24 protein-coding genes are annotated in these 24,029 nt (G+C 71.1%); 9 read left to right on the top strand and 15 right to left on the bottom strand.

All coding sequences use genetic code 11. The features are described 5' to 3' along the window. Nucleotides 1-2: 2 nt before the first annotated feature. From ACIBCK_RS00515 to ACIBCK_RS00490, 6 genes are all read right to left on the bottom strand, one after another. The gene (locus tag ACIBCK_RS00515) at nt 3-1,451 is read right to left on the bottom strand and encodes a peptidoglycan D,D-transpeptidase FtsI family protein (RefSeq protein ID WP_399385903.1); all 1,449 of its coding nucleotides are present in this window, start codon (nt 1,449-1,451) and stop codon (nt 3-5) included. 83 nt (nt 1,452-1,534) lie between these two features. Further along, nucleotides 1,535-2,203: a response regulator gene (locus ACIBCK_RS00510; RefSeq protein ID WP_399385902.1), complete on the bottom strand. Its 669-nt coding sequence runs from the start codon at nt 2,201-2,203 to the stop codon at nt 1,535-1,537. Beyond that, complete coding sequence (locus ACIBCK_RS00505) at nt 2,200-3,480, bottom strand: sensor histidine kinase (protein ID WP_399385901.1); 1,281 nt, start codon at nt 3,478-3,480, stop codon at nt 2,200-2,202. The genes ACIBCK_RS00510 and ACIBCK_RS00505 overlap by 4 nt, the downstream gene beginning before the upstream one ends. Further along, nucleotides 3,477-4,493: a hypothetical protein gene (locus ACIBCK_RS00500; RefSeq protein ID WP_399385900.1), complete on the bottom strand. Its 1,017-nt coding sequence runs from the start codon at nt 4,491-4,493 to the stop codon at nt 3,477-3,479. The genes ACIBCK_RS00505 and ACIBCK_RS00500 overlap by 4 nt, the downstream gene beginning before the upstream one ends. Nucleotides 4,494-4,642: 149 nt before the next feature. Beyond that, entirely contained in the window at nt 4,643-5,113 is a 471-nt protein-coding gene (locus ACIBCK_RS00495; protein WP_399387157.1) for a GNAT family N-acetyltransferase, read from the bottom strand. Between the two features lie 32 nt (nt 5,114-5,145). After that, nucleotides 5,146-5,916, bottom strand: a complete 771-nt coding sequence (locus ACIBCK_RS00490) for an IclR family transcriptional regulator (RefSeq protein ID WP_160504308.1) — start codon at nt 5,914-5,916, stop codon at nt 5,146-5,148. 135 nt (nt 5,917-6,051) lie between these two features. Here ACIBCK_RS00490 and ACIBCK_RS00485 point away from each other — a divergent pair, with 135 nt between their 5' ends. Together ACIBCK_RS00485 and ACIBCK_RS00480 are read left to right on the top strand one after the other, a co-directional pair. Then, nucleotides 6,052-7,581, top strand: coding sequence for an aldehyde dehydrogenase (NADP(+)) (locus ACIBCK_RS00485; RefSeq protein WP_399385899.1), 1,530 nt, complete (start codon nt 6,052-6,054; stop codon nt 7,579-7,581). Nucleotides 7,582-7,586: 5 nt separating this feature from the next. After that, a complete protein-coding gene (locus tag ACIBCK_RS00480) occupies nt 7,587-8,195 on the top strand; it encodes a DUF1349 domain-containing protein (protein ID WP_399385898.1) in 609 nt (202 codons plus the stop codon). Between the two features lie 182 nt (nt 8,196-8,377). On the opposite strand, the gene ACIBCK_RS00475 is transcribed toward ACIBCK_RS00480, so the two are convergent. After that, nucleotides 8,378-9,784, bottom strand: coding sequence for an MFS transporter (locus ACIBCK_RS00475; RefSeq protein WP_399385897.1), 1,407 nt, complete (start codon nt 9,782-9,784; stop codon nt 8,378-8,380). 71 nt (nt 9,785-9,855) lie between these two features. Between ACIBCK_RS00475 and ACIBCK_RS00470 the strand changes: the two genes are divergently transcribed. The 4 genes from ACIBCK_RS00470 to ACIBCK_RS00455 all read left to right on the top strand — a co-directional run bounded on the left by ACIBCK_RS00470 (nt 9,856) and on the right by ACIBCK_RS00455 (nt 13,276). Further along, nucleotides 9,856-10,869 carry a GlxA family transcriptional regulator gene (locus ACIBCK_RS00470; RefSeq protein WP_399385896.1) on the top strand — a complete coding sequence of 338 codons (1,014 nt, stop codon included), beginning with the start codon at nt 9,856-9,858 and terminating at the stop codon, nt 10,867-10,869. A 35-nt stretch (nt 10,870-10,904) separates the two neighbouring features. After that, complete coding sequence (locus tag ACIBCK_RS00465; RefSeq protein ID WP_399385895.1) at nt 10,905-11,384, top strand: GNAT family N-acetyltransferase; 480 nt, start codon at nt 10,905-10,907, stop codon at nt 11,382-11,384. Nucleotides 11,385-11,461: 77 nt separating this feature from the next. Beyond that, nucleotides 11,462-12,169, top strand: coding sequence for a DsbA family oxidoreductase (locus ACIBCK_RS00460; RefSeq protein WP_399385894.1), 708 nt, complete (start codon nt 11,462-11,464; stop codon nt 12,167-12,169). A 60-nt stretch (nt 12,170-12,229) separates the two neighbouring features. Further along, nucleotides 12,230-13,276, top strand: a complete 1,047-nt coding sequence (locus ACIBCK_RS00455; protein ID WP_399385893.1) for an aminotransferase class V-fold PLP-dependent enzyme — start codon at nt 12,230-12,232, stop codon at nt 13,274-13,276. Between the two features lies 1 nt (nt 13,277). Here the strand turns inward: ACIBCK_RS00455 and ACIBCK_RS00450 are convergent, their stop codons facing one another. Continuing rightward, nucleotides 13,278-13,793, bottom strand: coding sequence for a MarR family winged helix-turn-helix transcriptional regulator (locus ACIBCK_RS00450; protein WP_399385892.1), 516 nt, complete (start codon nt 13,791-13,793; stop codon nt 13,278-13,280). A gap of 147 nt (nt 13,794-13,940) precedes the next feature. Between ACIBCK_RS00450 and ACIBCK_RS00445 the strand changes: the two genes are divergently transcribed. Further along, complete coding sequence (locus ACIBCK_RS00445; protein WP_399385891.1) at nt 13,941-15,008, top strand: alkene reductase; 1,068 nt, start codon at nt 13,941-13,943, stop codon at nt 15,006-15,008. 86 nt (nt 15,009-15,094) lie between these two features. On the opposite strand, the gene thpD is transcribed toward ACIBCK_RS00445, so the two are convergent. The 6 genes from thpD to ACIBCK_RS00415 form a co-directional block, all read right to left on the bottom strand. Then, nucleotides 15,095-15,994 carry an ectoine hydroxylase gene (gene thpD, locus ACIBCK_RS00440; protein WP_367040583.1) on the bottom strand — a complete coding sequence of 300 codons (900 nt, stop codon included), beginning with the start codon at nt 15,992-15,994 and terminating at the stop codon, nt 15,095-15,097. Between the two features lie 100 nt (nt 15,995-16,094). Then, nucleotides 16,095-16,499: an ectoine synthase gene (locus ACIBCK_RS00435; RefSeq protein ID WP_363312986.1), complete on the bottom strand. Its 405-nt coding sequence runs from the start codon at nt 16,497-16,499 to the stop codon at nt 16,095-16,097. 81 nt (nt 16,500-16,580) lie between these two features. After that, nucleotides 16,581-17,852, bottom strand: a complete 1,272-nt coding sequence (gene ectB / locus ACIBCK_RS00430; RefSeq protein WP_367040581.1) for a diaminobutyrate--2-oxoglutarate transaminase — start codon at nt 17,850-17,852, stop codon at nt 16,581-16,583. Nucleotides 17,853-17,943: 91 nt separating this feature from the next. Beyond that, nucleotides 17,944-18,573 (bottom strand): diaminobutyrate acetyltransferase, encoded by a 630-nt coding sequence (gene ectA / locus ACIBCK_RS00425; RefSeq protein ID WP_367040579.1) that lies wholly within the window; start codon nt 18,571-18,573, stop codon nt 17,944-17,946. 332 nt (nt 18,574-18,905) lie between these two features. Then, on the bottom strand, nt 18,906-19,430 hold the full coding sequence (locus tag ACIBCK_RS00420; protein ID WP_399385890.1) for a DinB family protein: 525 nt from the start codon (nt 19,428-19,430) through the stop codon (nt 18,906-18,908). A gap of 126 nt (nt 19,431-19,556) precedes the next feature. Beyond that, nucleotides 19,557-20,660: a pyridoxal-phosphate-dependent aminotransferase family protein gene (locus ACIBCK_RS00415; RefSeq protein WP_399385889.1), complete on the bottom strand. Its 1,104-nt coding sequence runs from the start codon at nt 20,658-20,660 to the stop codon at nt 19,557-19,559. 100 nt (nt 20,661-20,760) lie between these two features. Between ACIBCK_RS00415 and ACIBCK_RS00410 the strand changes: the two genes are divergently transcribed. Continuing rightward, nucleotides 20,761-21,852: an amidohydrolase family protein gene (locus tag ACIBCK_RS00410; RefSeq protein WP_399385888.1), complete on the top strand. Its 1,092-nt coding sequence runs from the start codon at nt 20,761-20,763 to the stop codon at nt 21,850-21,852. A 35-nt stretch (nt 21,853-21,887) separates the two neighbouring features. Here ACIBCK_RS00410 and ACIBCK_RS00405 read toward each other — a convergent pair whose 3' ends face one another. Continuing rightward, complete coding sequence (locus ACIBCK_RS00405; protein WP_399385887.1) at nt 21,888-22,724, bottom strand: 2-phosphosulfolactate phosphatase; 837 nt, start codon at nt 22,722-22,724, stop codon at nt 21,888-21,890. Nucleotides 22,725-23,061: 337 nt separating this feature from the next. Between ACIBCK_RS00405 and ACIBCK_RS00400 the strand changes: the two genes are divergently transcribed. Next, a complete protein-coding gene (locus tag ACIBCK_RS00400) occupies nt 23,062-24,000 on the top strand; it encodes an SCO1860 family LAETG-anchored protein (RefSeq protein WP_399385886.1) in 939 nt (312 codons plus the stop codon). The last annotated feature ends 29 nt before the right edge of the window (nt 24,001-24,029 follow it).

Here is a 24,029-nt window from a genome sequence, read left to right as displayed (position 1 = left end):
CGCTAGCGCTTCAGCGCCGCCGACATCATCGACTTCGCGATCGGCGCCGCCAGGCCGTTGCCGCTGACCTCCGACCTCGCCGCGTCCGACGACTCGACGATGACGGCGACCGCGACCTCCTTGCCGTCGCCGCCCTTGGCGTACGACGTGAACCAGGCGTACGGCGTCTTGCTGTTGTTCTCGCCGTGCTGGGCCGTGCCCGTCTTGCCGCCCACGTCCGCGCCGCTGATCCGCGCGTTCGTGCCGGTGCCCTTCTCGACGACCGTCTCCATCGCGGACTGCAGCTGGCTCGCCGTGTCCTCGCTCATCACACGCTCGGAGTCCGCGTCGTCGAACGAGTCGAGCACATCGCCGTTCGAGTCGGTGATCTGGGACACCATGTGCGGCGAGACCAGTTCACCGCCGTTGGCGATCGCCCCCGTGACCATGGACATCTGCAACGGCGTCGCCGTCACGTCGAACTGGCCGATGCCGGTCAGCGCCGTCTGGGCCTTGTCCATGTCGGAGGGGTAGACACTCTCGGACGCGCGCACCGGCACGTCCAGCTTGTCCGTGTTGAAGCCCATCTTCTCGGCCATCGCCTTGACCTTGTCCTGGCCCAGGTCGACGGCCAGCTTCGCGAAGACGTTGTTGCACGAGTACTGGAGTGCCGTACGGATCGAGGCGTCCTCGCAGGGCGCGCTCGCGCTCTCGTTCTTCAGGACCGTCCTCGTGCCGGGCAGCGTGTACGGGTTCGGGCTGTCGGTCCCGGTGTCCGCCGAGCCGTAGAGCCCGTCCTCCAGGGCCGCCGCCGCGACGACCAGCTTGAACGTCGAACCCGGCGGAAGCGGCTGCCGCAGCGCGCGGTTGACCATCGGCTTCTCCTCGTCCTTCTGGAGCGCCTGCCACTCCTTGGAGTCCGTGGCACCGCTGATGTCCGAGGGGTCGTACGAGGGCGTCGAGACCAGACCGAGGATCTTGCCCGTCTTCGGGTCGACGGCGACGGCCGCGCCCTTCTTGTCGCCGAGCGACTTGTACGCGGCCTTCTGCACCGCGGGGTCGATCGTCGTGATCACGTCACCCGGGTCGGCGCGCTTGTTGGTGAGCGTGTCCAGCGGGTTCTTCAGCCGCGTGTCGGTGCCGTCGAGGACGTCCTTGTAGATGCCCTCCAGCTGCGTCGCCCCGTACACCTGCGAGCTGTAGCCCGTGACGGACGAGTACAGGTCGCCGTCCTTGTAGGTGCGCTTGTACTTGAGGTCGCCGCCCTTCGTCCGCGCGGAGCCGGTGACCGCGTCACCGCCCACGATGATGTCGCCCAGCGGGTTCGCGTACTGCTCGATCGCGTTGCGCCGGTTCTGCTTGTCGTCCGCGAGCGCCTTCGAGTCGTAGAACTGCACCCACGTCGCCCGCACCAGGAGGGCGAGCACGAGCAGCAGCGTGAAGACAGAGGCGTTCCTGATCGTCTTGTTCATCCCATAAAAGGACGAGCGGAGCGGACGTATTCGTTCCGTTCTGCCGGGTTTCTTAGAGATTCCTCATACTGCGGGCGGCGGGTTCAGCCGGCGTTCATGAAACCCGCCTCGTACGCCGCGATCACCGCCTGTGTGCGGTCCCGCGTCCCCGTCTTGGCCAGCACCGACGCCACGTGCGTCTTCACCGTCGCCGGGCCCACACTCATCCGGCCCGCGATCTCCGCGTTCGTCAGGCCCGCCGCCATCAGCCGCAGCACCTCGCTCTCGCGCCCCGTCAGCCTCGCCACCCAGGCCGGCGGCGCGGGCTTCGCGCGCGCGTGCTCGGCGGCCAGGGCGCGCACCGCCGCCGGGAAGAGCAGCGAGTCACTGCGCGCCACGAGCCGCACCGCCTGTACGAGTGAGTCCGCGTCGGCCCGCTTGAGCAGGAACCCGGAGGCCCCCGCGCGCAGCGCCTCGTACACGTAGGAATCGTTCTCGAAGGTCGTCACGACCACGATGCGCGGCGGGTCGGCCTGCGTCCGCAGGATCTGCTCGGTGGCCCGGATGCCGTCGATCTCCGGCATCCGTACGTCCATGAGCACCACGTCGGGCTTCGCCTCGCGCACGACGGACACCGCCTCCGCGCCGCTCGCCGCCTCGCCGACGACCTCAAGGTCGGGCTCGGCGGAGAGGATCACGCGCAGGGCGGTGCGGACCATCCGCTCGTCGTCGGCGAGCACGATGCGGATCGGGGTGGCTGCCGTCTCGGTCATGCGGGTCCCTTCAGGGGAAGTCGTACGTTCAGTCGCCAGCCGCCGTTCACCGGACCCGCATCGGCGGTGCCGCCCAGGAGCCGGGCGCGATCGGTGATGCCGCGCAGGCCGTGGCCACCGCCGGGGCGGGAGGCCGGGGCGCCGTGGGGCAGCGGGTTCTCGGCGATGATCTCCAGGTCGGTGCCGTCCAGGGCGATCCGCAGCGTCACCGGGGCGTCGGGGCCCGCGTGCCGCAGCGCGTTGCTCAGGCTCTCCTGAACGATGCGGTAGGCCTCGCGGGAGACCATCGGGGGCAGGGCGTCCGGTCCTTCGGGGCCGAGCTCGACCGTGGCCCGCACCCGCAGGCCGCCGGCCCGGGTGCGCTTGAGGAGCCCGCCGAGATCGGCGGAGAGGGTGGGGGCCGGAGCCGTCGGGCTCGCCTGACCGCCGCCGCCCTCCCTCAACACACCGAGCACCGCGTCGAGTTCACTCACCGTCCGCCGGGTCGTCTCCTCGATCGCGGCAAGCGCCTCACGGACGAACTCCGGGTCGCGGTCGAGGACCCTGCGGGCGGCGCTCGCCTGGAGCGTGACGGCGCTCAGGGCGTGGCCCACCGAGTCGTGCAGCTCCCTCGCGAGCCGGTTGCGTACGGCGAGGTCCGCCGCGCGCTGCTCGGCGGCCGCGAGCCGGTCGGCGGGCGAGGGCCCGAGGAGTACGGGTGCCCAGCGCGCGAGCAGCCCCCCGGCCGCCGCCGCGCACCCCGCGAGCGCGACGAGGGAGAGGATCCCGAAGACCGGGGCGAGCGCCAGCATCCAGCCTTCGCCGAAGACTTCGGGCATCCCGATCCGGCTGTCCCGCAGGGCCGCCGCGAACGGCAGCGCGATCAGCACCGCCGCGAACGGCGGCAGGGCGAGGGACATTCCGCTGATGACCCCGCCGAACCCGAGGTGCAGCGTGAACCACGCGACGGTGCGGCCGCGCGCCTGCCGGGACCGTGCGGGCCCGTCGGCGAGCGCGTCGCTCGGTACGTCGCACAAGGCGCGTACGGCGGCCACCGACATGGGGCGGGTGAGCGGGAAGAGCGCGGTGATCGCGGCCAGCGGCAACCCCACCGCGAACGCGCTGAGTTGGGAGGTGAGCGAGCCGAACACGTTGTCCTCGCCGAGCAGCGGACCGACGATCACGGAGCCCACGAAGACGTACGGCATGGCGAGCGCGCCGCCCAGGATCAGATGGATCCACCGGCGCCGCGTCCGCCGCCCGAACAGGGCCGGGAGGGCTGCCGCGAGCGTCCTCACGCCGGTTGCCGCGGGGCACGGACGGCCGCGCCCGCCCGCTCCTTGAAGAAGACCACCCCGAGGGTGGCCACCAGTGCCCCGACGATCATCTGGACAGAGTAGGTCAGGAGCATCGCGGCCGTCGGCTGCCGGGCGATGTCGTCCTCGCCGAGGACCGAGGCGAACAGCAGCCAGCCGCCCCAGCAGGCGACCGCGCCCGAGCCGAGCCAGGCCAGGGTGAGCGGCACCTTGACGGGCAGTGCCGGAGCCCGCCGGAAGGTGAGGAGCAGAGCGCCGACGACCGCGGAGCAGAGGTAGATCATGTCCATCGCTTCGAGGACGTAGAAGTCGGTCGTGCGCTCATCGACGCGCGCCTCGCTGAGACCGGCCGTGGAGCCGGTGACCCAGAGAAGGTGCATGACCAGGGGTGCGAGGGCGAGGAGGGCGGCGGCGATGGCGACCCACCGGGGCAGGCTCCGGCGGCCGGCCGCCCCGGGCAGATCCCGGACGAGGCCCTGCCATACATGGCCCCAGCGGTCTCGCGCGTAGAGGACGAACAGGGCGCCGAGGGCGAGGCCTTGCAGGATGAAGCCGCCGTAGACGACGCCGAAGACCCACTCGTGGAGGAAGGCGCCGCTGTCGCTGTCGCTGTCGCTGTCGCTGTCGCTGTCGCCGCCGCTGCCGCTGCCGCTCTGCGAGGGGCTGTTGACGCTGCCGCCGAGCGCCTTGACCAGCAGCTGGAGCGGGAACCCGGCCATGATCGGCGTAAGTAGACCGGTGGCCACCCACATGGGGAACGCGAGCAGCCAGGCGGGGGTGCGCAGGCCCCAGGGGCGGGTCAGGAGCAGCGCGAGCACGATGACGCTCGCGTCCATCAGCAGGGTGAGGCCGTTGGCGAAGATCATGGCGGTGCGGTGATCGAGGAGGCTGCTGCCCTCGGGGATGCCGATGTGGCTGCCCGCGATCCAGGCGACCTTCAGGGTGAGGTACGGGAGGGCGGCGAGGATGGCGGCGGTGCGCAGGGCCTGTCTCATGCGCCCAGCCTTCCGGCGGGGGGCCCCGGGCACCTCCTGCCCGGCGATGATCCGGGTCCGCCGTGCGGGGGAGGGGCCGGAATTGATCAGCTCGTCCGGAGCTTGAGGACGAACTCGGCGGCGCCGGTGATCGACGGTGCGCGAGGTTCCTACGCCAGGATCAACACCGCTTCGTCGATCTCCTCGCCCCGCGCATGCGCGAAGCCCCGCGCGGCCGCGGTCACCCGGAAGCCGCACTTCTCCAGGACCCGCAGGGAACCCGCGTTGTCCGCCGCCGCCCGCGCGTAGAGGGGCCGCTCCGGGACCTCCGCGAGGAGGGCCCGCAGGGCGGCCGTGGCCAGCCCCCGGCCCCAGTAATAGCGGTCGATCCAGTACGTGACCTCCCGCTCGCCCGGCTCCCCGTACACCGCCGTGCTGCCCACCACGTCGCCGTCCGCGAGGACCGTGCGGACGACGACGTCGCCCGACTCCCGAAGCCCCTTCCAGTGGGCCTCGAAGAGCGTCCAGTCGGACGTCTTCGGAGAGGTGAAAGCAGCCACGTGGTTCGACTCGGGGTCGTTCATCTGCCGGTAGAAGACCGGGAGATCACTGTCGTGCACCGCTCGCAGACTGACTTCCATGCTCATCGTGTTCCTGCTCGGGCTCTCCATGCTCAGAGCCTACGAGTCGCCAGTGTCAGCCGGTCCCGCGCGTCGAACAACGCGTCTTTCACCATCTGTTCGTGCGCCGGCGTCAGCCGTGCCACCGGCACGGAGCAGCTGATCGCGTCCCGCGCGGGCGTGCGGTACGGGATCGCGACGCCGAAGCAGCGCAGGCCGAGCGTGTTCTCCTCGCGGTCCACCGCGAAGCCCTGCTCGCGGACCGTGCGCAGCTCCTCGATCAGCTTCTCGCGGTCGGTGATCGTGTGCTCGGTCAGCGCGGGCAGCGTCTCCGGCAGCATCTTGCGGACCTGCTCGTCGGTGTGGGTGGCCAGGAGTGCCTTGCCCAGGGACGTCGAGTGCGCGGGCAGGCGGCGGCCCACCCGCGTGAAGGGCCGCAGGTAGTGCTGCGACTGGCGCGTGGCGAGGTACACGACGTTCGTGCCGTCGAGGCGCGCCAGGTGGATCGTCTCCGTGGTGTCGTCCGAGAGGCGGTCGAGCGTCGGACGCGCCGCCGCCACCACCTCGTCACCGTCGATGTACGAGGTGCCGACGAGGAGGGCCCGAACCCCGATCCCGTACCGCGTGCCCGTCGCGTCCGTCTCGACCCAGCCCAGCTCCACCAGCGTACGAAGGAGCATGTAGAGGCTGGACTTGGGATACCCGACGGCTTCCTGGACGGCGGCCAAAGAGTGCATTCCGGGGCGTCCCGCGAAATATTCGAGCAACTCCACCGTCCGCACAGCGGACTTGACCTGCGCCCCGCCAGTCTCGCCAGCCGACATCGCCCTTGACCCCTTAGTTCGACGAGAAATAGTCTCCAAGCCTCCGCTATTCATCATCGGAGACAGTGTTCAGCATATCGAACAGCCCAGGTGGGTGGCAGCACATCTGTGGCATCACCTCTGGAGGAGCCCGCGGTGGCAGCAGCACCAGTCTGGAGTGTCGACCCCCGAACCGGGAAGCAGCGCGAGCAGGTTGCGGTCGAAGCCACAGCCGAAGAGGTGGATCAGGCGGTACGTGCCGCGCTGACCGCCCAGGACGCCCTCGCCGATCGCGCCGTGCGCGCCGCCTTCCTGCGCTCCGCGGCCGAACTGCTCGACGGGGCGAAGGATCACCTGGTGGAGGCCGCGGACGCGGAGACCGCGCTCGGTCCCGTCCGGCTCACCGGTGAACTCGCCCGCACCTGCTACCAGTTGCGGGCCTTCGCGGACGTCGTCGACGAGGGCGGCTTCCTCGGCGTCGTCATCGACCACCCCGACAGCAGCGCCACGCCACCCATCCCGGACCTGCGGCGCTACAAGATCCCGCTGGGCGTCGTGGCCGTCTACTCCGCGTCCAACTTCCCCTTCGCCTTCTCCGTCCCCGGCGGCGACACCGCGAGCGCGCTCGCCGCGGGCTGCCCCGTGGTGGTCAAGGCGCACCCTGACCACCCGGCCACCTCCGAGCTGGTCGCGGCGACGCTGCGGCGGGCCGCGGCCCTGCACGGCATCCCCGAGGGCGTCGTCGGGCTCGTGCACGGCTTCGACGCGGGCGTCGAGCTCGTCAAGCACCCGCTCGTGTCCGGCGCGGGCTTCACCGGCTCGATCCGCGGTGGGCGCGCCCTCTTCGACGCGGCGGCGGCCCGCCCCGTGCCGATCCCCTTCCACGGAGAGCTCGGCTCCCTCAACCCGGTCGTGGTGACCGAGGCGGCGGCGGTCGAGCGCGCGGAGGAGATCGGAGCGGGCCTCGCGGGTTCGATGACGCTCGGCGTCGGCCAGTTCTGCGTCAAGCCGGGCCTGGTCTTCGCTCCGGCGGGCGCGGGCGGCGACCGGTTCATCAAATCCCTGACCGAGGCGGTCAGCGACACCGAGGCGGGGGTGCTCCTCGACCACCGGATGCGGGACAACTTCGTGGCGGGCGTGCGCGAGCGCGGTCAACTGTCGGACGTGGACGCGCCGGTGACGCCGGGCGCGGGCAGCGAGCACACGGTGAGCGCGGGCTTCCTGACGGTCCCCGCGGCGAAGCTCGCCACCGAGGGTGAGCACGACCTGCTCCTGGAGGAGTGCTTCGGGCCGGTGACGGTCGTCGCGCGCTACGAGGACGACGCGGAGATCACCGCCGCCCTCACCCGGCTCTCCGGCAACCTCACGGCCACGGTGCAGCTGTCCGCCGAGGAGGCCGCGGGCGAGGGGCGCGGGGCCGCGCTGCTCGCCGAACTGACGCCGCTGGCCGGGCGCGTGCTGGTCAACGGATGGCCGACCGGGGTCGCGGTGGCGCCCGCGCAGCACCACGGCGGGCCCTACCCCGCGACGACGTCCACCTCGACCTCCGTCGGCGGTACGGCGATCGAGCGCTGGCTGCGTCCCGTCGCCTACCAGAACACGCCCGCCGCGCTGCTGCCGCCCGAGCTGCGGGACGACAATCCGCTGGGGCTCCCGCGGCGCTACGAAGGGCGCCTGGAACACTGACGCCCATGGACGTCAACATCCCCGAACTGCCCTTCTCCCTGCGCACGTACGGCCCCGACGGCAACTGGTCGTACGAGGACGGGGTGCTCACCGGCTGGGCGGGCGCTCGCCAGGACCGCTTCGTGCCGCCGACGGGCGAGGCCCTCGACCCGGCCTCGGACGCGCCGCGTCTCCTCGGCGCGCCCGAGGGCGACTTCCAGCTGATCGCGCGGGTGACGGTCGGTTTCGCGGCGGCGTTCGACGCGGGTGTCCTGTACCTGCACGTGGGCGACCGGGAGTGGGCCAAGCTGTGCCTGGAGCGGTCGCCGGACGAGGCGACGGTCTGCACGGTCGTCACCCGCGGCCGCTCCGACGACGCGAACGCCTTCGTGGTGGACGGCAGCAGCGTCTGGCTCCGGATCAGCCGCACCGGTTCGGCGTTCGCGTTCCACGCCTCCCTGGACGGGAAGCGCTGGACGTTCGTCCGGATCTTCTCCCTGGGGGAGGAGAAGGCGGCGGGTGCGGCTCTGGTGGGGTTCATGGCGCAGTCGCCTGTGGGGGAGGGGTGTGTGGTGACGTATGAGGGGATCGAGTTCCGCCCGAACTGGCCCCGGGGCCTCAGGGACGGGTCCTAGCACCCGGCGGGGTGCGCGCCGTTCCCGGGGCTCCGCCCCGGACCCCGCTCCTCAAACGCCGGAGGGGCTATCTTTCCCGCCCACCCGATTGCCCCGCGGTTGGAATTTTGTTCTCAGCCCGTCCGGCGTTTGAGGACGAACTCGGCGGAGCCGGTGATGACGGCAACCAGGTTGGGGAGAATTCAGCGTTCCCGCCGCAGACCCAGCGTCGCCACCCCCGAAGCCGCCAGCAATCCCGCCGCGATCAGCAGGCTCACCCGCATACCGGAGACGAAGTCCCCGGCCACCAGGCCCCCGAAGGCCGCGATTCCCAGGCCGCCCGACACCTGCCGGGCCGCGTTGAGGACCCCCGCGGCAAGACCGGCCCGGTCAGCGGGCACCGCCTCCATCATCGCCGCCGTGAGCGGCGGGATCGTCAGGGCGCAGCCAAGGGCCAGCGGCACCATCAGGAACGCCAGGGCGAGCGCGGGTGTCGAGGCGTCGGCGAGGAGCAGCAGCAACAGCCCCGCGACGGCCACCGACTGCCCCACCAGCATCGGCACCCGCGGCCCGACCCGCGCCGCCAGCTTGCCCGCCGCGACGTTCGTGACCGCGATGAGCCCGGTCATCGGCAGGAACATCAGCCCGGCCCACAGCGCCGAACGCCCCTGCACCTCCTGGAAGAAGAGGCTGAAGACGAAGACGAGACCGTAGAAGGCGACGCTGCACGCGGCCCCGGCCGCGACGGTGATCGCGACCGTCCGGTCGCGGAAGAGACCGAGCGGCACCACCGGGTGCGCCTGCCGCGCCTCCGTCCGCAGGAACACCGCACCGGCCGCCACCGCGGCGACCAGGGCGAACAGACCCGTCGTACCGCCCTCGATCACCGCGAACGTCAGGGCCGTCAGCGTCAGGACCGCGAGCAACTGGCCCGGCACGTCCAGCGGCGCGGGCCGCCGCTCCGAGCGCGGCGAACGCAGCAGCAAGGCCAGCGCCACCGTGCCCAGCGGGACGTTGATGAAGAAGATGCCGCTCCAGTCCCACGCGGTGGTCAGCGCGCCGCCGGCGACGGGGCCGAGCGCCACCGCCACCGATCCGCCCGCCGCCCACAGGGCCACCGCCCGCGCTCGCCTGGCCGCGTCGGAGTACGCCTGGCGCACCAGGGAGAGCGAGGCGGGCAGGACCACCGCGGCCGCCACTCCCTGCACCACCCGGGCGCCGATCAGCACGGGCAACGAAGGCGCGAACCCGCAGGCCACCGAAGCGGCCGTGAACACCGTGATGCCGATCGCGTACGCCCGGGTCGCGCCGATCCGGTCGGAGAGCGCGCCGGTGGAGAGCATCAGGGCGGCGAAGGCGAGGGTGTAGGCGTCCACGACCCACTGGAGGCCGGACATGCCGCCGCCCAGGGAATCGCCGATCGCGGGCAGCGCCACGTTCACCACGGAGGCGTCGAGCGTGATCAGGGCGAAGCCGAGCATGGCGGCCGTGAGTGTGAGGCCGGGGGAGACGCGGCTCCTGCCGGGCGTGGGGCAGGGGGCCGGCGCGGGAGCCGGGGGTGTCAACTGCGCCGCGGCGCGGGAGCCTTCGGTGAGGTCGTTCGTTGCCATGCCCATGAGTCTGCGGACGGCGGCATGACTACAGTAGTGGCCTGAATGCCATACCTCCGGAGGTTCTGGCCATGCCCCGCCCGAAGTCCGAGCGCCCGCCCCACCGTCCCCACCGCGTCGCCGTCATCGCGCCCTCGCCCGTGTCGATGTTCAACCTCGCGATCCCCGAGATGCTCTTCGAGAAGGTCGAGGTGGCCGGTGGGCCCGGCTACGAGGTGGTCGTCTGCACCCCGCAGCCCGGCACCATCGCCACCACCGGCGGACTCAGCCTCCAGGTGGAGCACGGGCTCGACGCCGTGCGCGACGCCGACACCCTCCTCGTCGCGGGCACCGGACACCGCTACGCACCCGACCCGCGGACCGTCGCCGCCGTCCGGGAGGCCGCCGCAGCGGGCCGGCGCACCGCCTCCATCTGCAGCGGCGCCTTCGTGCTCGCCGAGGCGGGACTGCTCGACGGGCGCAGCGCCACCACGTACTGGCAGCTCGCCGAGGAACTGCGCAGCCGCTACCCCGCGCTCGACCTCAAGGGCGACGTCCTCTACGTGGAGGACGGGCAGGTCATGACGTCCTCCGGGTACGCCGCCGGGATCGATCTGTGCCTGCACATGATCCGCACCGATTACGGGGCGGCCGTGGCCAACCACGTGGCCAGGGCCGCCCTCGTCGCCCCCGTACGGCCCGGTGGCCAGACCCAGTTCACCCAGACCCCGCTCCCGCCCGAGCGCGGCAACGCCTGCGCCGACACCCGGGGCTGGGCCATGCGCCACCTCGACGAACCGCTCACGCTCACCGACCTCGCCCGGCAGGCGGGCGTCAGCGTGCGCACCCTCACCCGGCGCTTCCACGCGGAGAGCGGGGTGAGCCCGCTGCAGTGGCTGCTCCACCAACGCATCGAGCGGGCCAAGGAGCTCCTGGAGACGACCTCGCTCTCCATGGACCGGGTGGCGCGGGCCTGCGGGCTCGGCACCGCCGACTCGCTCCGGGGCCACCTGGTGCGCCGCACCGGCCTCACGCCGAGCGCCTACCGCGCCCAGTTCAGCCGCATCGGAACTCAAAGCTCCCGGAAGACGTCTATCGCAGCGTGATCCACTCAGCACTCCCCACGACGATGCGGACCGCCATGCCGACCGTCATACGCAGCGCCCTCACCGCCGACGCCCCGGCCCTCGCGGCCCTGCACACCCGGGCCCGCGCCACGTACTACCCCGAGGGGCTGCCGGACGGGGCCGTCGACGGGGCGGCGATGTGGCGGGCGGGCATCGAGCGCCGTGGCGGGCATGTGCTGTGCGCGGTGCGCGAGGGCCGGATCGTGGGCCTCGCGTCGTTCCGTACGCCGGAGGGCGAGGCCGCGGACTCCGTGACGCTCTTCCAGTTCCACGTCGACCCGGACCACTGGCGCGCGGGGGTCGGCGCGGCTCTGCACGCCGCGTGCGTGGAGGAGTGGCGGGCGGACGGCATCCGGGAGGCATCCCTGGACGTCCACCGCGAGAACCGGCGGGCCCAGGCCTTCTACGTACGTCATGGCTGGCGGCCCGAGGAGGCGGGCGAGAGCGCGAGCACGCACCTGCGGATGCGGCTGACCGTGCCCGCCGGGGAATGAGCGGGGCGGGTCGTACGTTCTTCGACTGACCGGAGGGACCCTCCGTACTACCGTTCGACCTGAAGAGAGCTAGTCACATGCGCGTCGAGATCTGGAGCGACATCGCCTGCCCCTGGTGCTACGTGGGCAAGGCCCGCTTCGAGAAGGCACTCGCCGCCTTCCCGCACCGCGACGACGTCGAGGTGGTGCACCGCTCCTTCGAGCTCGACCCCTCGCGCGCCAAGGGCGACAGCGGGCTCGTGATCCCGATGCTCGCCAAGAAGTACGGCATGAGCGAGGAGCAGGCCCAGGAGGCCGAGCGGAACCTCGGCGTGAACGCCTCGTCCGAAGGCCTCGACTACCTCACCGAGGGCCGCGACCACGGCAGCACCTTCGACATGCACCGCCTGCTGCACTTCGCCAACGAGCAGGGCAGGCAGGACGAGCTGATCGGGCTCCTGTACCGGGCCAACTTCGCCGAGGAGCGCTCCGTCTTCGACGACGACGAGCGGCTCGTGGAGCTCGCGGTCGCGGCCGGCCTCGACGCGGACGCGGCCCGCGCGGTGCTCGCCGACCCGTCCCGCTACGCCGACGACGTACGCACCGACGAGCGCGAGGCCGCCGAGCTCGGCGCGAACGGCGTGCCGTTCTTCGTCCTCGACCGCAAGTACGGGGTCTCCGGCGCCCAGCCCGCCGACGTCTTCGCCCGGGCTCTGGAGCAGGCGTGGGGCAGCCGCTCGCCGCTCACCACGCTCGCGGACGGGGACGCCTGCGGCCCTGACGGCTGCGCGGTGCCGCAGGCCTGAACCCGACGATCTCCCCATCGGTGATGGACGTGGGTGCGAAGGGGCGCGAGAGTTGACCCCATGGGGATCAATACCGGCGCCGCTTTCGCGCCCACGTCGACGTATCTGAACACGGCGAGCTGCGGCCTGCTGCCGGCGACGGCCGTCGAGGCGATCCAGGGTCTCGCGGCGGAGAACGGCGTGGGCAGGCGCGGCGGCTCGGGCGACTTCGGGATCGTGCAGGCCGCCCGCGAGTCCTTCGCGCGGCTCGTCGGCGTGCCGCACGCACGCGTGGCCAACGGCGGCTCGGTCGCGGTGCACGCCGGACTGATCGCCGCGGCGCAGCGGCCCGGTTCCGAAGTCCTGTTCCCCGAGGGGGATTTCAGCTCGATCATCAACCCCTTCGTGGTCCGCGGCGACCTCGAGATCCGCTACGCGCCGCTGGAAGACCTCGCCGAGGCGATCCGTCCCACCACGGCCCTCGTCGTGTACTCCGGCGTGCAGTCGGCCGACGGCCGCATCGCCGACGACGCGGCGGTGCGCGAGGCCGCCGCCGCCCACGGCGCCCGCACCCTCAACGACGCGACGCAGGCGGCGGGTTGGCTGCCCTTCGACGCGAGCCTGTACGACTACACCGTCACCGGCGCCTTCAAGTGGCTGCTCTGCCCGCGCGGTACGTCGTTCCTGACGGTGAGCGAGGAAGCGCAGGAGTCCCTCGTGCCGTTGCACGGCGGCTGGCTCGCGGCGGCCGAAGGCTGGAACGCGACGTACGGGCCGCTCACGGAACTGGCCCCCGACGCGCGCCGTTTCGACGAGCCCCCCGCCTTCCTCGCGTACCACGGTGCGGCGGCGGCCCTGGCGTACCTCGAAGAGACCGGCATCGAGGCGGTGCACGCCCACGACACGGCGCTGGCGGCCCGCTACCGCGCCGGACTCGCGGACCTCGGCCACGAGCCGGTGCCCGGCGCCTCACCCATCGTCTCGGTCCCCGGACTCGCGGACAGGGAGCCCGAGTTGAGCCGGGCCGGCATCATCACGGCCGCGCGGGCGGGACACCTGCGGGCCTCGTTCCACCTGTACAACACGGAGGCCGACGTGGACCGCATCCTCGACGTGCTCTCCGGCTGACCTAGCCCCGCCCCTCCAAGGGGCAGTCGGCCGTCTCCGTGCACAAGTTCGCTTCCACCCGGCCCAGGAGCCGTGCCAGCTCCGCCCGCTCGGCCGCGTCGAGGCCCGCCAGCGTCTGCTCCTCCAGTTCGCCCCACGCCCGCTCCACCTCCGCGAGGAGCCCGCAGCTCGTGTCCGTGGCCTCGACCAGTGCCGCGCGGCGGTCGGCCGGGTCGGGGCGGCGGCGTACGTGGCCCGCCTGTTCGAGGCGTTGCAGCATCTTGGTGACGGTCGAGGGGTCCAGGTCGACCGCCTTGATGAGCTCCGACTGCCGCACCGGCCCCGCGTCCCAGAGGTACATCATCACGAACTCCTGGCCGGGGTAGAGCCCTAGCCTCTTCAGCACCTTGCCCGCCGCGATCCGGTGCAGCCGGGCGACCCTGCTCACGGTGTGGCTCACGGGGCCCCGCCGCGCCGCGGTGGGGAGCTCGGTACAGGCGGGGTCGGCGGGGTCGGCGGGTTCGGCCGAGGCGTTCATGGGGGCTCCTGAGGGGGCGGAGATGTCCTCCTCCGAGGGGAGAGGAGCTGTCCTTCTCCAGATTAGCTTGGTCGGCCAAGGAATAGGTTACAGTGACGTCCGGTTCCATTACTTGGCCGACCAATCACCTTTCCTGGGGGCATCAAGATGACCACCGCGTTCGACTCCATCGACCTGGCGGGCACCCGGCTCGCCAACCGCATCGCCATGGCACCGATGACCCGGAGCCGGGCCGGCGAGGGCGCCACCGCCACGGACCTCACCGCCGAGTACTACGCCCAGCGCGCCTCGGCGGGCCTGATCATCACGGAGGGCATCCAGCCCTCCGTCGTCGGCCAGGGCTACCCGGACACCCCGGGCCTGCACTCCGCAGAGCAGATCGAGTCCTGGCGCAAGGTCACGGCCGCCGTGCACGCCGCGGGCGGCACGATCTTCGCGCAGCTCATGCACGCGGGCCGCATCGGACACCCCGTACTGCTCCCCGAAGGCCTGGTGAACGTGGCCCCGTCGGCCGTCGCGGCCGAGGGGCAGGTGTACACGGCCGAGGGGCCCAAGGACTACGTCACGCCGCGCGAGCTGACCGGCGAAGAGGTCCGCGCCACCATCGCCGACTTCGCGGCGGCGGCCCGGAACGCGATCGACGCGGGCTTCGACGGAGTCGAACTGCACGGCGCGAACGGGTACTTGATCCACCAGTTCCTGGCACCGGGCTCCAACCGCCGCACCGACGAATGGGGCGGCACCCCGGAGAACCGCATCCGCTTCGCGGTCGAGACCGCGAGGGCGGTAGCCGCCGAGATCGGCGCGGCCCGTACCGGCATCCGGCTTTCCCCCGGCAACCCCTTCAACGACATCTCCGAGCCGGAGGCCGAGCTGGAGGCGACGTACACCTCCCTGGTGAAGGAGCTGAGCGCCCTTGACCTGGCGTACCTGCACGTCATGGAGGTGGGGCCGATCCGCGAGCTGGTGACCGTCCTGCGCGACGGCTTCAACGGACCCTTCATCCTGAACCCGTCCACCGAGGGGCCCACGGGCCACGACGCGCTCGCCCTGGTGGAGGACGGCACCGCGGACGTCGTCGCGTTCGGCGCGCTGTTCCTCGCCAACCCCGACCTGCCGGCCCGCCTCAAGGCCGAAGGCCCGTACAACACGCCCGATCCGACGACGTTCTACGGCGGCACGGAGAAGGGCTACACGGACTACCCGGCGCTGTAGGCGCGCGAGCAGCGCGGACAAGTGTGGCCCGGCACCCCCAGGTGCCGGGCCAACTCTCGTACGGGGCTGCCTGCTTCAGAGGCTGCTCACTTCACCGGAGTGAAGTCTCTGGCCCCGATGAATTCCGGTCGCCGGACCGGTGCCGCGAACGGCTCCACCGCCGTGTTCTCCACACTGTTGAACACGATGAAGACGTTGCTGCGCGGGAACGGCGTGATGTTGTCCCCCGAACCGTGCATGGCATTGCAGTCGAACCAGGTCGCGGAGCCCGCCTCACCGGTGAAGAGCCGGATGCCGTAGTCCGAGGCGAGGCTGGTCAGCGTCTCGTTCGAGGGAATGCCCGCGTCCTGCATCTGCAGGGACCGCTTGTAGTTGTCCTTCGGCGTCGCGCCTTCACAGCCGAGGAACGTCTTGTGCGACCCCGGCATGATCATGAGGCCGCCGTTGGTGTCGTGATTCTTGGTGAGCGCGATGGAGACGGAGACGGTCCGCATGTTCGCGAGTCCGTCCTCGGCGTGCCAGGTCTCGAAGTCCGAGTGCCAGTAGAACCCGGAGGCTCCGAAACCGGGCTTCACGTTGATCCGGGACTGGTGGACGTACACGTCGGAACCCAGGATCTGCCGGGCCCGACCCACCACTCGGGGGTCGGCCGCGAGCTTCTTGAACAGCTCGCTGATCTTGTGCACCTCGAAGATGGTGCGGATCTCCTGGGAACGCGGCTCCACGATGGAGCGCTCGTCCGCCCGCATCGTGGGGTCACCGATCAACCGCTCAAGCTCGGCGTGGTAGACGCTCACCTCGTCCGGGGTGATGAGCTGGTCGATCGCCAGGAAACCGTCCCGTTCGAACCCCGCCAGTTCATCGGCCGCGATCGGCCCCGGCGTACCCGGCTCGGACCACACGACGGGGTCCTTGCGCTCGATGAGGACCTCCTCGGTGCCTCGGGTCGGGTACAGATCGGCGGTGCGTTCGGGTGCGGTGGTCATGGTGTTGCCTGCCTCTCCTCTCGTACGGCCCTTTCCGGGATGTACACCCCCGCCGCCCAGAGGAAAGGGCGGCGAGGGAGATTCTTGGGGCGTGCTCCGGCTAGGCCGGGTCCGGCTCCGTGAGCAGCGGGTACACGCCGTTCTCGTCGTGGTCCTCACGACCCGTGACGGGCGGGTTGAAGACACAGATGCAGTGGAAGTCCTCCTTGATCCGCATCGTGTGCTTCTCGTGCCCGTCGAGCAGGTACATCGTGCCCGGCGTGATCGTGTACTTCTCGCCGGTCGTGTCGTCGGTCAGCTCGGCCTCGCCCTTGGTGCACACGACGGCCTCGATGTGGTTGGCGTACCACATCGACGTCTCCGTACCCGCGTACAGGATGGTCTCGTGGACCGAGAAGCCCACCCGCTCCTTGGCGAGGACGATGCGCTTGCTCTCCCAGGTGCCGGACGCGGACTTCACGTGCCGGTCGGTGCCTTCAATGTCCTTGAACGAACGGACGATCACGGTGAGTTGGTTCCTTTTCTCTTACGGGGGTGAGGAGGCGGGCGGCCGGGCCGCCGCCGATACGGCGGCCCGGCGCACCGCTCAGGCGGTCTCGCGCACCGCGCGGGCGAGCGTGCGAAGTCCTTCGTCCAGCTCGTCGGCGGTGATCGTCAGCGCCGGAAGGAGCTTGACGACCTCGCTCTCGGGTCCTGAGGTCTCGATCAGCAGACCGAGCTCGAAGGCACGCTTGGCGATGGCGCCCGCGCGCGCCTTGTCGATGAACTCCATGCCCCAGACGAGACCGCGGCCGCGGTACTCCTTGATGGCGCCGGGGTTCTCGTCGACGATGGCGGCGAAGGCCTCCTCGACCTGCTCGCCGCGGGCGCGGGTCTGCTTCTCCATGGCCGGGCCGTCGGACCAGTAGGTCTCCAGGGCGGCGGCGGCCGTGACGAAGGCCGGGTTGTTGCCGCGGAAGGTGCCGTTGTGCTCGCCCGGCTCCCAGATGTCGAGCTCGGGCTTGAACAGCGTCAGGGCCATCGGCATGCCGTAGCCGCTGATGGACTTGGACACCGTCACGATGTCCGGCGTGATGCCCGCCTCCTCGAAGGAGAAGAACGCGCCGGTGCGGCCGCAGCCCATCTGGATGTCGTCGACGATGAGCAGCATGTCCCAGCGCTCGCACACGTCGGCGAGCTTGCGGAGCCACTCGGCGCGGGCGACGTTGATGCCGCCCTCGCCCTGCACCGTCTCGACGATCACGGCGGCGGGCTGGTTGAGGCCGGAGCCCTGGTCCTCCAGCAACCGCTCGAACCAGACGAAGTCGGGGGTCGTGCCCTCGAGGTAGCGGTCGAAGGGCATCGGCGTGCCGTGCACCAGCGGGATGCCGGCGCCGGCGCGCTTGAAGGCATTGCCGGTCACCGCGAGCGAACCGAGCGACATGCCGTGGAAGGCGTTCGTGAACGACACGATCGACTCGCGGCCCTTGACCTTGCGGGCCAGCTTCAGCGCGGACTCGACGGCGTTGGTGCCCGTCGGGCCCGGGAACATGACCTTGTACGGCAGGTCACGCGGGCGCAGGATGATGTTCTGGAAGGACTCCAGGAACGCGCGCTTGGCGGTCGTCGACATGTCGAGACCGTGGACGACGCTGTCGCGCTCCAGGTAGTCGATCAGGGCGCGTTTGAGGACCGGGTTGTTGTGGCCGTAGTTGAGCGAGCCGGCCCCGGCGAAGAAGTCGAGGTACGAGTGGCCGTCCTCGTCGAACATGCGGCTGCCCTGCGCACGGTCGAAGACAGTGGGCCAACCGCGGCAGTAGCTGCGCACCTCCGACTCCAGGGTCTCGAAGACGCTCAGGTCGGGCTGGGTGATGGTCACAGCAGATCTCCTGGGAGATGGAAAGACGTGGGAGGTGGGGGTGATGGATGGTGCGTGAGGCGCGTGAAGTCTGTGGGGGAAGGGCGGGAACTCAGCCGAGTGGTTCGACCGGTTCGGTCCGCGCGACGTTCCCGGTCCGTGCCTTGTGCCCGCTCTGTGCGTCGTGCACGCTCTGTGCGATCGGCTCGATCAGGAACAGGACCTCGGGCAGGTGCCCCTCGTCGGGGAAGAGCCCCGCGTCGAAGAGCACCGTGCGCTCGACGGACGCTCCGTGGCGCTGTGCGAACGAGGTGAACAACCGCTGGGAGGCGGCGTTGTCCGGCGTGATGGTCGTCTCGACCGAGACCAGCTCCCGGTCGGCGGCGACCTTGGCGGTCAGCCCTTCGAGCAGCGCACCGGCAAGGCCGCGGCCTCGGTGCGCCTGGTCGACGGCCACCTGCCAGACCACCAGGGTGCGAGGCCGCTCGGGCCGGATGTAGCCGGTGATGAACCCGGCGGGCTCACCGTTCGAGTCCCTGGCCACCATCGAGGTCGCCGCGAAGTCGCGACACCACAGCAGGTAGCTGTACGAGGAGTTGAGGTCCAACACCTTCGAGTCGCGGGCGATGCGCCAGATGGCGGCACCGTCGGCGACGTCGGGGGTGTCGAGGCGCAACCCCTCGGGCATTTCCAGGGAATTCGCGTGCAGGTCGGTCGGTAGATCGGCTTGTGCAGCGGTCATGCGGATTGAATTTACCGAGCAATTTCTTTAATTGCATCGCCGGGAGGGGTTACGTCAGAGCGCCACATGTGTTATCAGGCGGGGGTGCGCGCCCGCAGGAAACCCCGGAGATTTGGCCTGATTTGATGGGGTCATACGGCACATACCGGGCGCGATGTGGAGTACGTCACAGAACCGTAACTCCCTCGAAGCATGTCCGAATTGTGAGACTTGGCGCTGACGAAACCTTAGTGTTTAGGTCTCCGGAAAGCGGGCAGAAGAATACGGGAAGCTGTGCTCATAAAGTGGATAAAGAAGCGGTGAGAATTGGTCCGTGAATTTACGTAGAGCATTTACGGTCCCGTCACTCCGTCGATGCCCTCCCTGAGGAGATCGGCGTGCCCGTTGTGCCGCGCGTACTCCTCGATGAGGTGGACCAGGATCCAGCGAAGGCTGACCTCGGAGATGCCGGAGACGGCCGCTTCCTGCTCGCTCAGCCGTCCGAGGTCCTCCAGCGAACGTCCCGCGCAGAGCTCCCGGCTCACCGCCACCTCACGCCGCCACACGGCCAGGGCCTGCTCGCACGTCCGCCCCGGGTCCAGGGCGAAGCCCCCTGCCGGTCCCTCGTACACCGGCGGCACGACCCGCCCGGCGAGCACCCGCTGGAACCAGTTCCGCTCCACCTCGGCCAGATGCTGCACGAGACCGAGCAGCGTCAGGGACGAGGACGGGACGGAAGCGACACGGGTCTGTGCGTCATCGAGCCCGGAGCACTTGACCGCGAGGGTCCCGCGATGGAAATCGAGCCAGTCGGCCAGCATCGCGGGCTCGTCGGCGGTGGGGTCGGGAACTGGGCGGCCGTCCGGGAGCGTGGGCATGGCCGTCACGCTGCCATGCGGGGCGATCCGGGCGGCCGCTGTTCGCTGTGAGCGATGGGGGCGCGGTGGGCGTCGGGCGGTGGAGACGGGCCCGTACGGTCCGACACCGCGTACCGCGTACCGCGCCTACTTCCAGGCTGCCGTCACCGCGCGCCGTGCCGCTTCGAGGTCGACCGTGCGGCCGGCTTCGCCCATCGCGGCGCCCAGAGCGGCGAGCGAGGCGTGGACGACGCCACGGGTCGCGTCCGGGCCGTAGTGGTTCACCCGGATCATCTCCTTGGCGAGGGCGCCGCCACCGGCGACCAGCGGAAGCACCGGGTCCGCCGCGAGGGCCCTGGCGACGAGCTCCGAGGCGTCCACCCCGTCCGGGGTACGCAGCGTCGTGGCGACCGGAGCGGCGTCCCGCGCCTCATGGACGTACGGCGTGAGCCCCCCGCCCAGCGCGATCGCGCCCGCGCGCGTGGCCGCGGCGGCGGTGGCGTGCCGCGCCATCAGGGCGTCGAGGCCCTCCGCCTCGATGCGCTCCGCGCACGCTTCGAGCGCGAGCATCTCCAGCTGGGCGGGGGCGTGCAGCAACGCCTTGCGGCCGCCGTCGATCCAGCGCTCCTTCCAGTCCAGGAGGGAGAGGTAGGAGCGGCGCGGCGCCTGCGGGTTGGCGGCGAGGCGTGCCCAGGCCCGCTCGCTCACGGAGACGGCGGAGACGCCTGCCGGGCCGCCCATCGCCTTCTGCGCGCCGATCACGCACAGGTCCACGCCCCATGCGTCCGGCAGCAGCGGCTCGGCGGCCACCGAGGCGACGGCGTCGAGCATGAAGAGGGCGCCGTGCTCACGTACGACCTCACCGATCTCGGCGACAGGGTTGGTGTTGCCCGTCGCGGCCTCGGCGTGGACGAGTGAGACGAAGTCGATCTCGGGGTGCTCGGTGAGCGCCTGGCGCACCTGCTCGGCGGTGACGGCCGTGTGGAAGGGCACGGCGAGGTCGACGACGGTCGCCCCGCAGTCCCGCAGCCAGTTCCCGAAGGTCTGCCCGTAGGGACCGGTGATGACGTTCAGGGCGGTCGTGCCGGGCTGCGCCGCACCCCGGATACAGCCCTCCAGGGGAAGCAGCGCCTCGCCCTGCATGATCACGACGTCCTGCGAGGTGGAGAGCAGACCGGCGACGCGCTCCTCGATGGAGGCGAAGTGCTGGGCGCTCAAGGGGGCCAGGTCAAGGAATGGATGCGTCGTCACGTGTGTCGTCACCGTGCTGCTCACTTCGCTGCTCACTTCGCTCACGAGTTCGTTCGGGCTGCCGGACCGAGCGTACCGACAGGCTCCTAAGCTGCTGTACATGAGCGATCACACGGTGCTGCACGTGAAGGGGCGGGTGCTCGTCGGCCCGGAGGAGGTCCGGGACGAACTGTGGGTGGTCGGCGGCAGAGTGACGTACGACCGCCCGTCGCGGGCGGCCGACGTCACGACGATCGAGGGCTGGACGCTCCCCGGCCTGGTCGACGCGCACTGCCACGTGGGCCTTGACGCGCACGGGCCGGTGGAGCCGGAGGTGGCGGAGAAGCAGGCGCTGACCGACCGCGAGATCGGCGCGCTCCTCATCCGCGACGCGGGCTCTCCGTCCGACACCCGCTGGATCGACGACCGCGAGGACCTCCCGAAGATCATCCGCGCAGGCCGCCACATCGCGCGCACGCGCCGCTACATCCGCAACTACGCGCACGAGATCGAGCCCGCCGACCTCGTCGCGTACGTCGGCCAGGAGGCGCGGCGCGGCGACGGCTGGGTCAAGCTGGTCGGCGACTGGATCGACCGCGAGGCAGGAGACCTGACGGCGTGCTGGCCGCGCCCCGAGGTGGAGGCGGCGATCGCCGAGGCACACCGCCTGGGCGCGCGGGTGACGGCGCACTGCTTCGCGGAGGACTCCCTGCGGGACCTGGTGGAGGCGGGCATCGACTGCATCGAGCACGCCACGGGACTGACCGAGGAGACCATCCCGCTCTTCGCCGAGCGGGGCGTCGCGATCGTCCCGACGCTGGTGAACATCGCGACGTTCCCCCAGCTCGCGGACGGCGGGGAGTCGAAATTCCCCAAGTGGAGCCGGCACATGCGCCGGTTGTACGACCGCCGCTACGACACGGTGCGAGCGGCGTATGACGCCGGGGTACCGGTGTTCGCGGGCACGGACGCGGGCGGCTCCCTGGCCCACGGCCTGGTCGCGGCAGAGGTGGCCGAACTGAGGCTCGCCGGAATCCCGGCGGTGGACGCACTGTCGGCGACGACCTGGGGCGCGAGGTCCTGGCTTGGCCGCCCGGGCCTGACGGAGGGAGCGCCGGCGGACCTGGTGGTGTACGGAGCCGATCCGCGGGAGGACGTCGGGGTGCTGGCGGCGCCGCGAAGGGTTGTGCTGAACGGGAGGGTGGTGGGGTAGGGCGCTCCTCTCGGCCCAACCCCGCCCCTACCCGATCATTCCGGCTTCGCCGAGGTTGTCCGGGGCGGAGCCCCAGTTTCGGGAAGGGGCGCGGTGGGGGAGAAGAAGGCCCCATCCACCAGCACCGGCACCCCCTCCGAAGCCTCCAGCTCCACCGCCACCGACACATCCTCCGCGAAGCCGTAAGCCCGCAGCTCCCGCCCCGACGCGCAGTCGGCGACAGCCGAGGCGACGTCCGGGCACGACGTGTACGCGGCGGCCGCCACCGAGGCCTCCGGCGAGAGCTTCGCCCCGCGGATCGCGGAGACGATCGCCCCCGCCCCCAGCAGATCCTCCAGGGCGGGCCGCAGGCTCCCGTCGGCCCAGCGCTCGCCCGCGGCGATCACGGCCACCGGCCGGTCAGGCGTGCCGTAACCCTGCTCGGCGAGCCAACTCCCCACCGCCGCCGCGTTCCTGAGGCACCCGGCGACGACGACCGCGCCGGACGCACCCGCCGCCGCGGCGATCGCCGAACCATTGGGCGAGGGCAGCACGAGCCGGGGCGTGAAGGGTGCCCGGCGCAGTGCGGCGGGGGAGAGGGACCACGGTGACGTGGGGCTCATCGCGCGCCGCCCCACCGCCAGTTCGGCGCCCCGCTCGGCGGCGAACGCGACGGCACTCTCGTCCCGCCACGCGTAGGGGAACACCGTCGTCCCCGCGTCCATGGCGACCGACACCGCTGTCGTGAACGACAGCACATCGACGACGACCAGGCACGCCACGTCGCCACCCGCCGTGAGCCGCCGGGCCCCCTCGGGCCCCCACTCGAACCGCACCCCGTACGTGTCCTGCGTGGCCCATTCCTCGTCGCTCGTGCGCTGCGTCTGACTCATGTGACTCACGTGGCTCATGTGCACCATATTGACGGAGCGTTACGCGCACCGGTCTTGGTTCGTTGGGCATCATTCGGCCATGGCGTCGGCGTCAACCGGCGTGTTCGAGACAGGGAGTTGCTCGGGTGGCTGGGGGGAACGTCCGTGCCGGGGGATTCGAAAGTAGGGGCGGAAACCTCCCTTTGGAGTGAACTCACGCTTCGTCGCTGGCTATTCACTCTCAGTGCGTAAAGATTCCCCCTGTCGATGTTGCCGGTGTCGTGCTCATGCGATGTCCCCATCCAGCGAAGTGCGACGCTGCCGGCGGCTCCGTAACTCTTGTGGGGGTTCCACCACCTTGAACAGCAATGCCTTCCGCCTGCCCGCACGCCGTCTCGGCGTGATCGCCACCGCCACGGTTCTCGTCGCGGGCCCCGCGGCGCTCGCCACCGCGGGAACCGCGTCGGCGACGGGCGGCGACAAAGGCCGCGCGAGCGCCGTCGTGCTGCGTACCGGGCTCGATGTGTCCCTGCTCAACAAGACCCTGAACGTCCCGCTCAAGGTCTCGCTCAACGAGGTCCAGGCGCCGGCCAGTGCCGGGAAGACCGCGCTCACCGCCGAGTTGAACGGGGTCAACGGCGGGCAGCCGTTCAGCGTGCTGCGGGCGGACGTCGCCACGGCGAAGGCGACCGTCGAGGAGGGCAAGGCGGAGGGGTACAGCAACATCGCGCGGGCCAAGGTGCATGTGCCGGGCCTGCCGCTGCTGTCCCTGATCGAGGTCGAGCAGGTCACGTCCAAGGCGGTCTGCGCCGCGGGCAAGCGGCCCGTCGCCGAGGCGAATCTGCTGGGCGGCGTCACCGTGCTGGGCAAGAAGGTCACGCTGTCGGCGGGTGGTACGACTCAGGTGGCGGTGCCGGGGGTCGGTGAGGTGCGGCTCGACCTGTCGAGGACGCATACGACGTCGCGTACGGCGGCGGCGTCGGCGCTTGAGCTGAAGGTGTCAGTGAACCCGCTGAAGCTGAATGTCGCGGAGGTGGAGGGGACGGTGACGCTTGCGGGTGCGTCGTGCGAGGCGCCTGCGGCGGCCGCGAAGCCCGAGCCTTCGGCTCCGCCGGTGGAGCCGCAGGGGGGTGCGGAGGAGAAGCCGGTGGCGGCGAAGCCGGCCAGGCCCGCCGAGGCGAACCTCGCCGAGACCGGGGGGAACTCGGCCACTCCGTATCTGGTGGGGGGTGGGGCTTTGCTGCTCGCCGGGGGTGGGGCGGCGGTGGCGATGACTCGCCGGGGGCGTAGGGGCTGAGGGGGCCCTGGACCCCCGAAAAGATGGCC

It is taken from the genome of Streptomyces sp. NPDC051218, assembly GCF_044455475.1.
In the GTDB taxonomy this organism is placed as follows: Bacteria; Actinomycetota; Actinomycetes; order Streptomycetales; family Streptomycetaceae; genus Streptomyces.
Note: the sequence above shows the minus strand (reverse complement) of the source record. Positions and strands in the feature narration are given on the sequence as shown.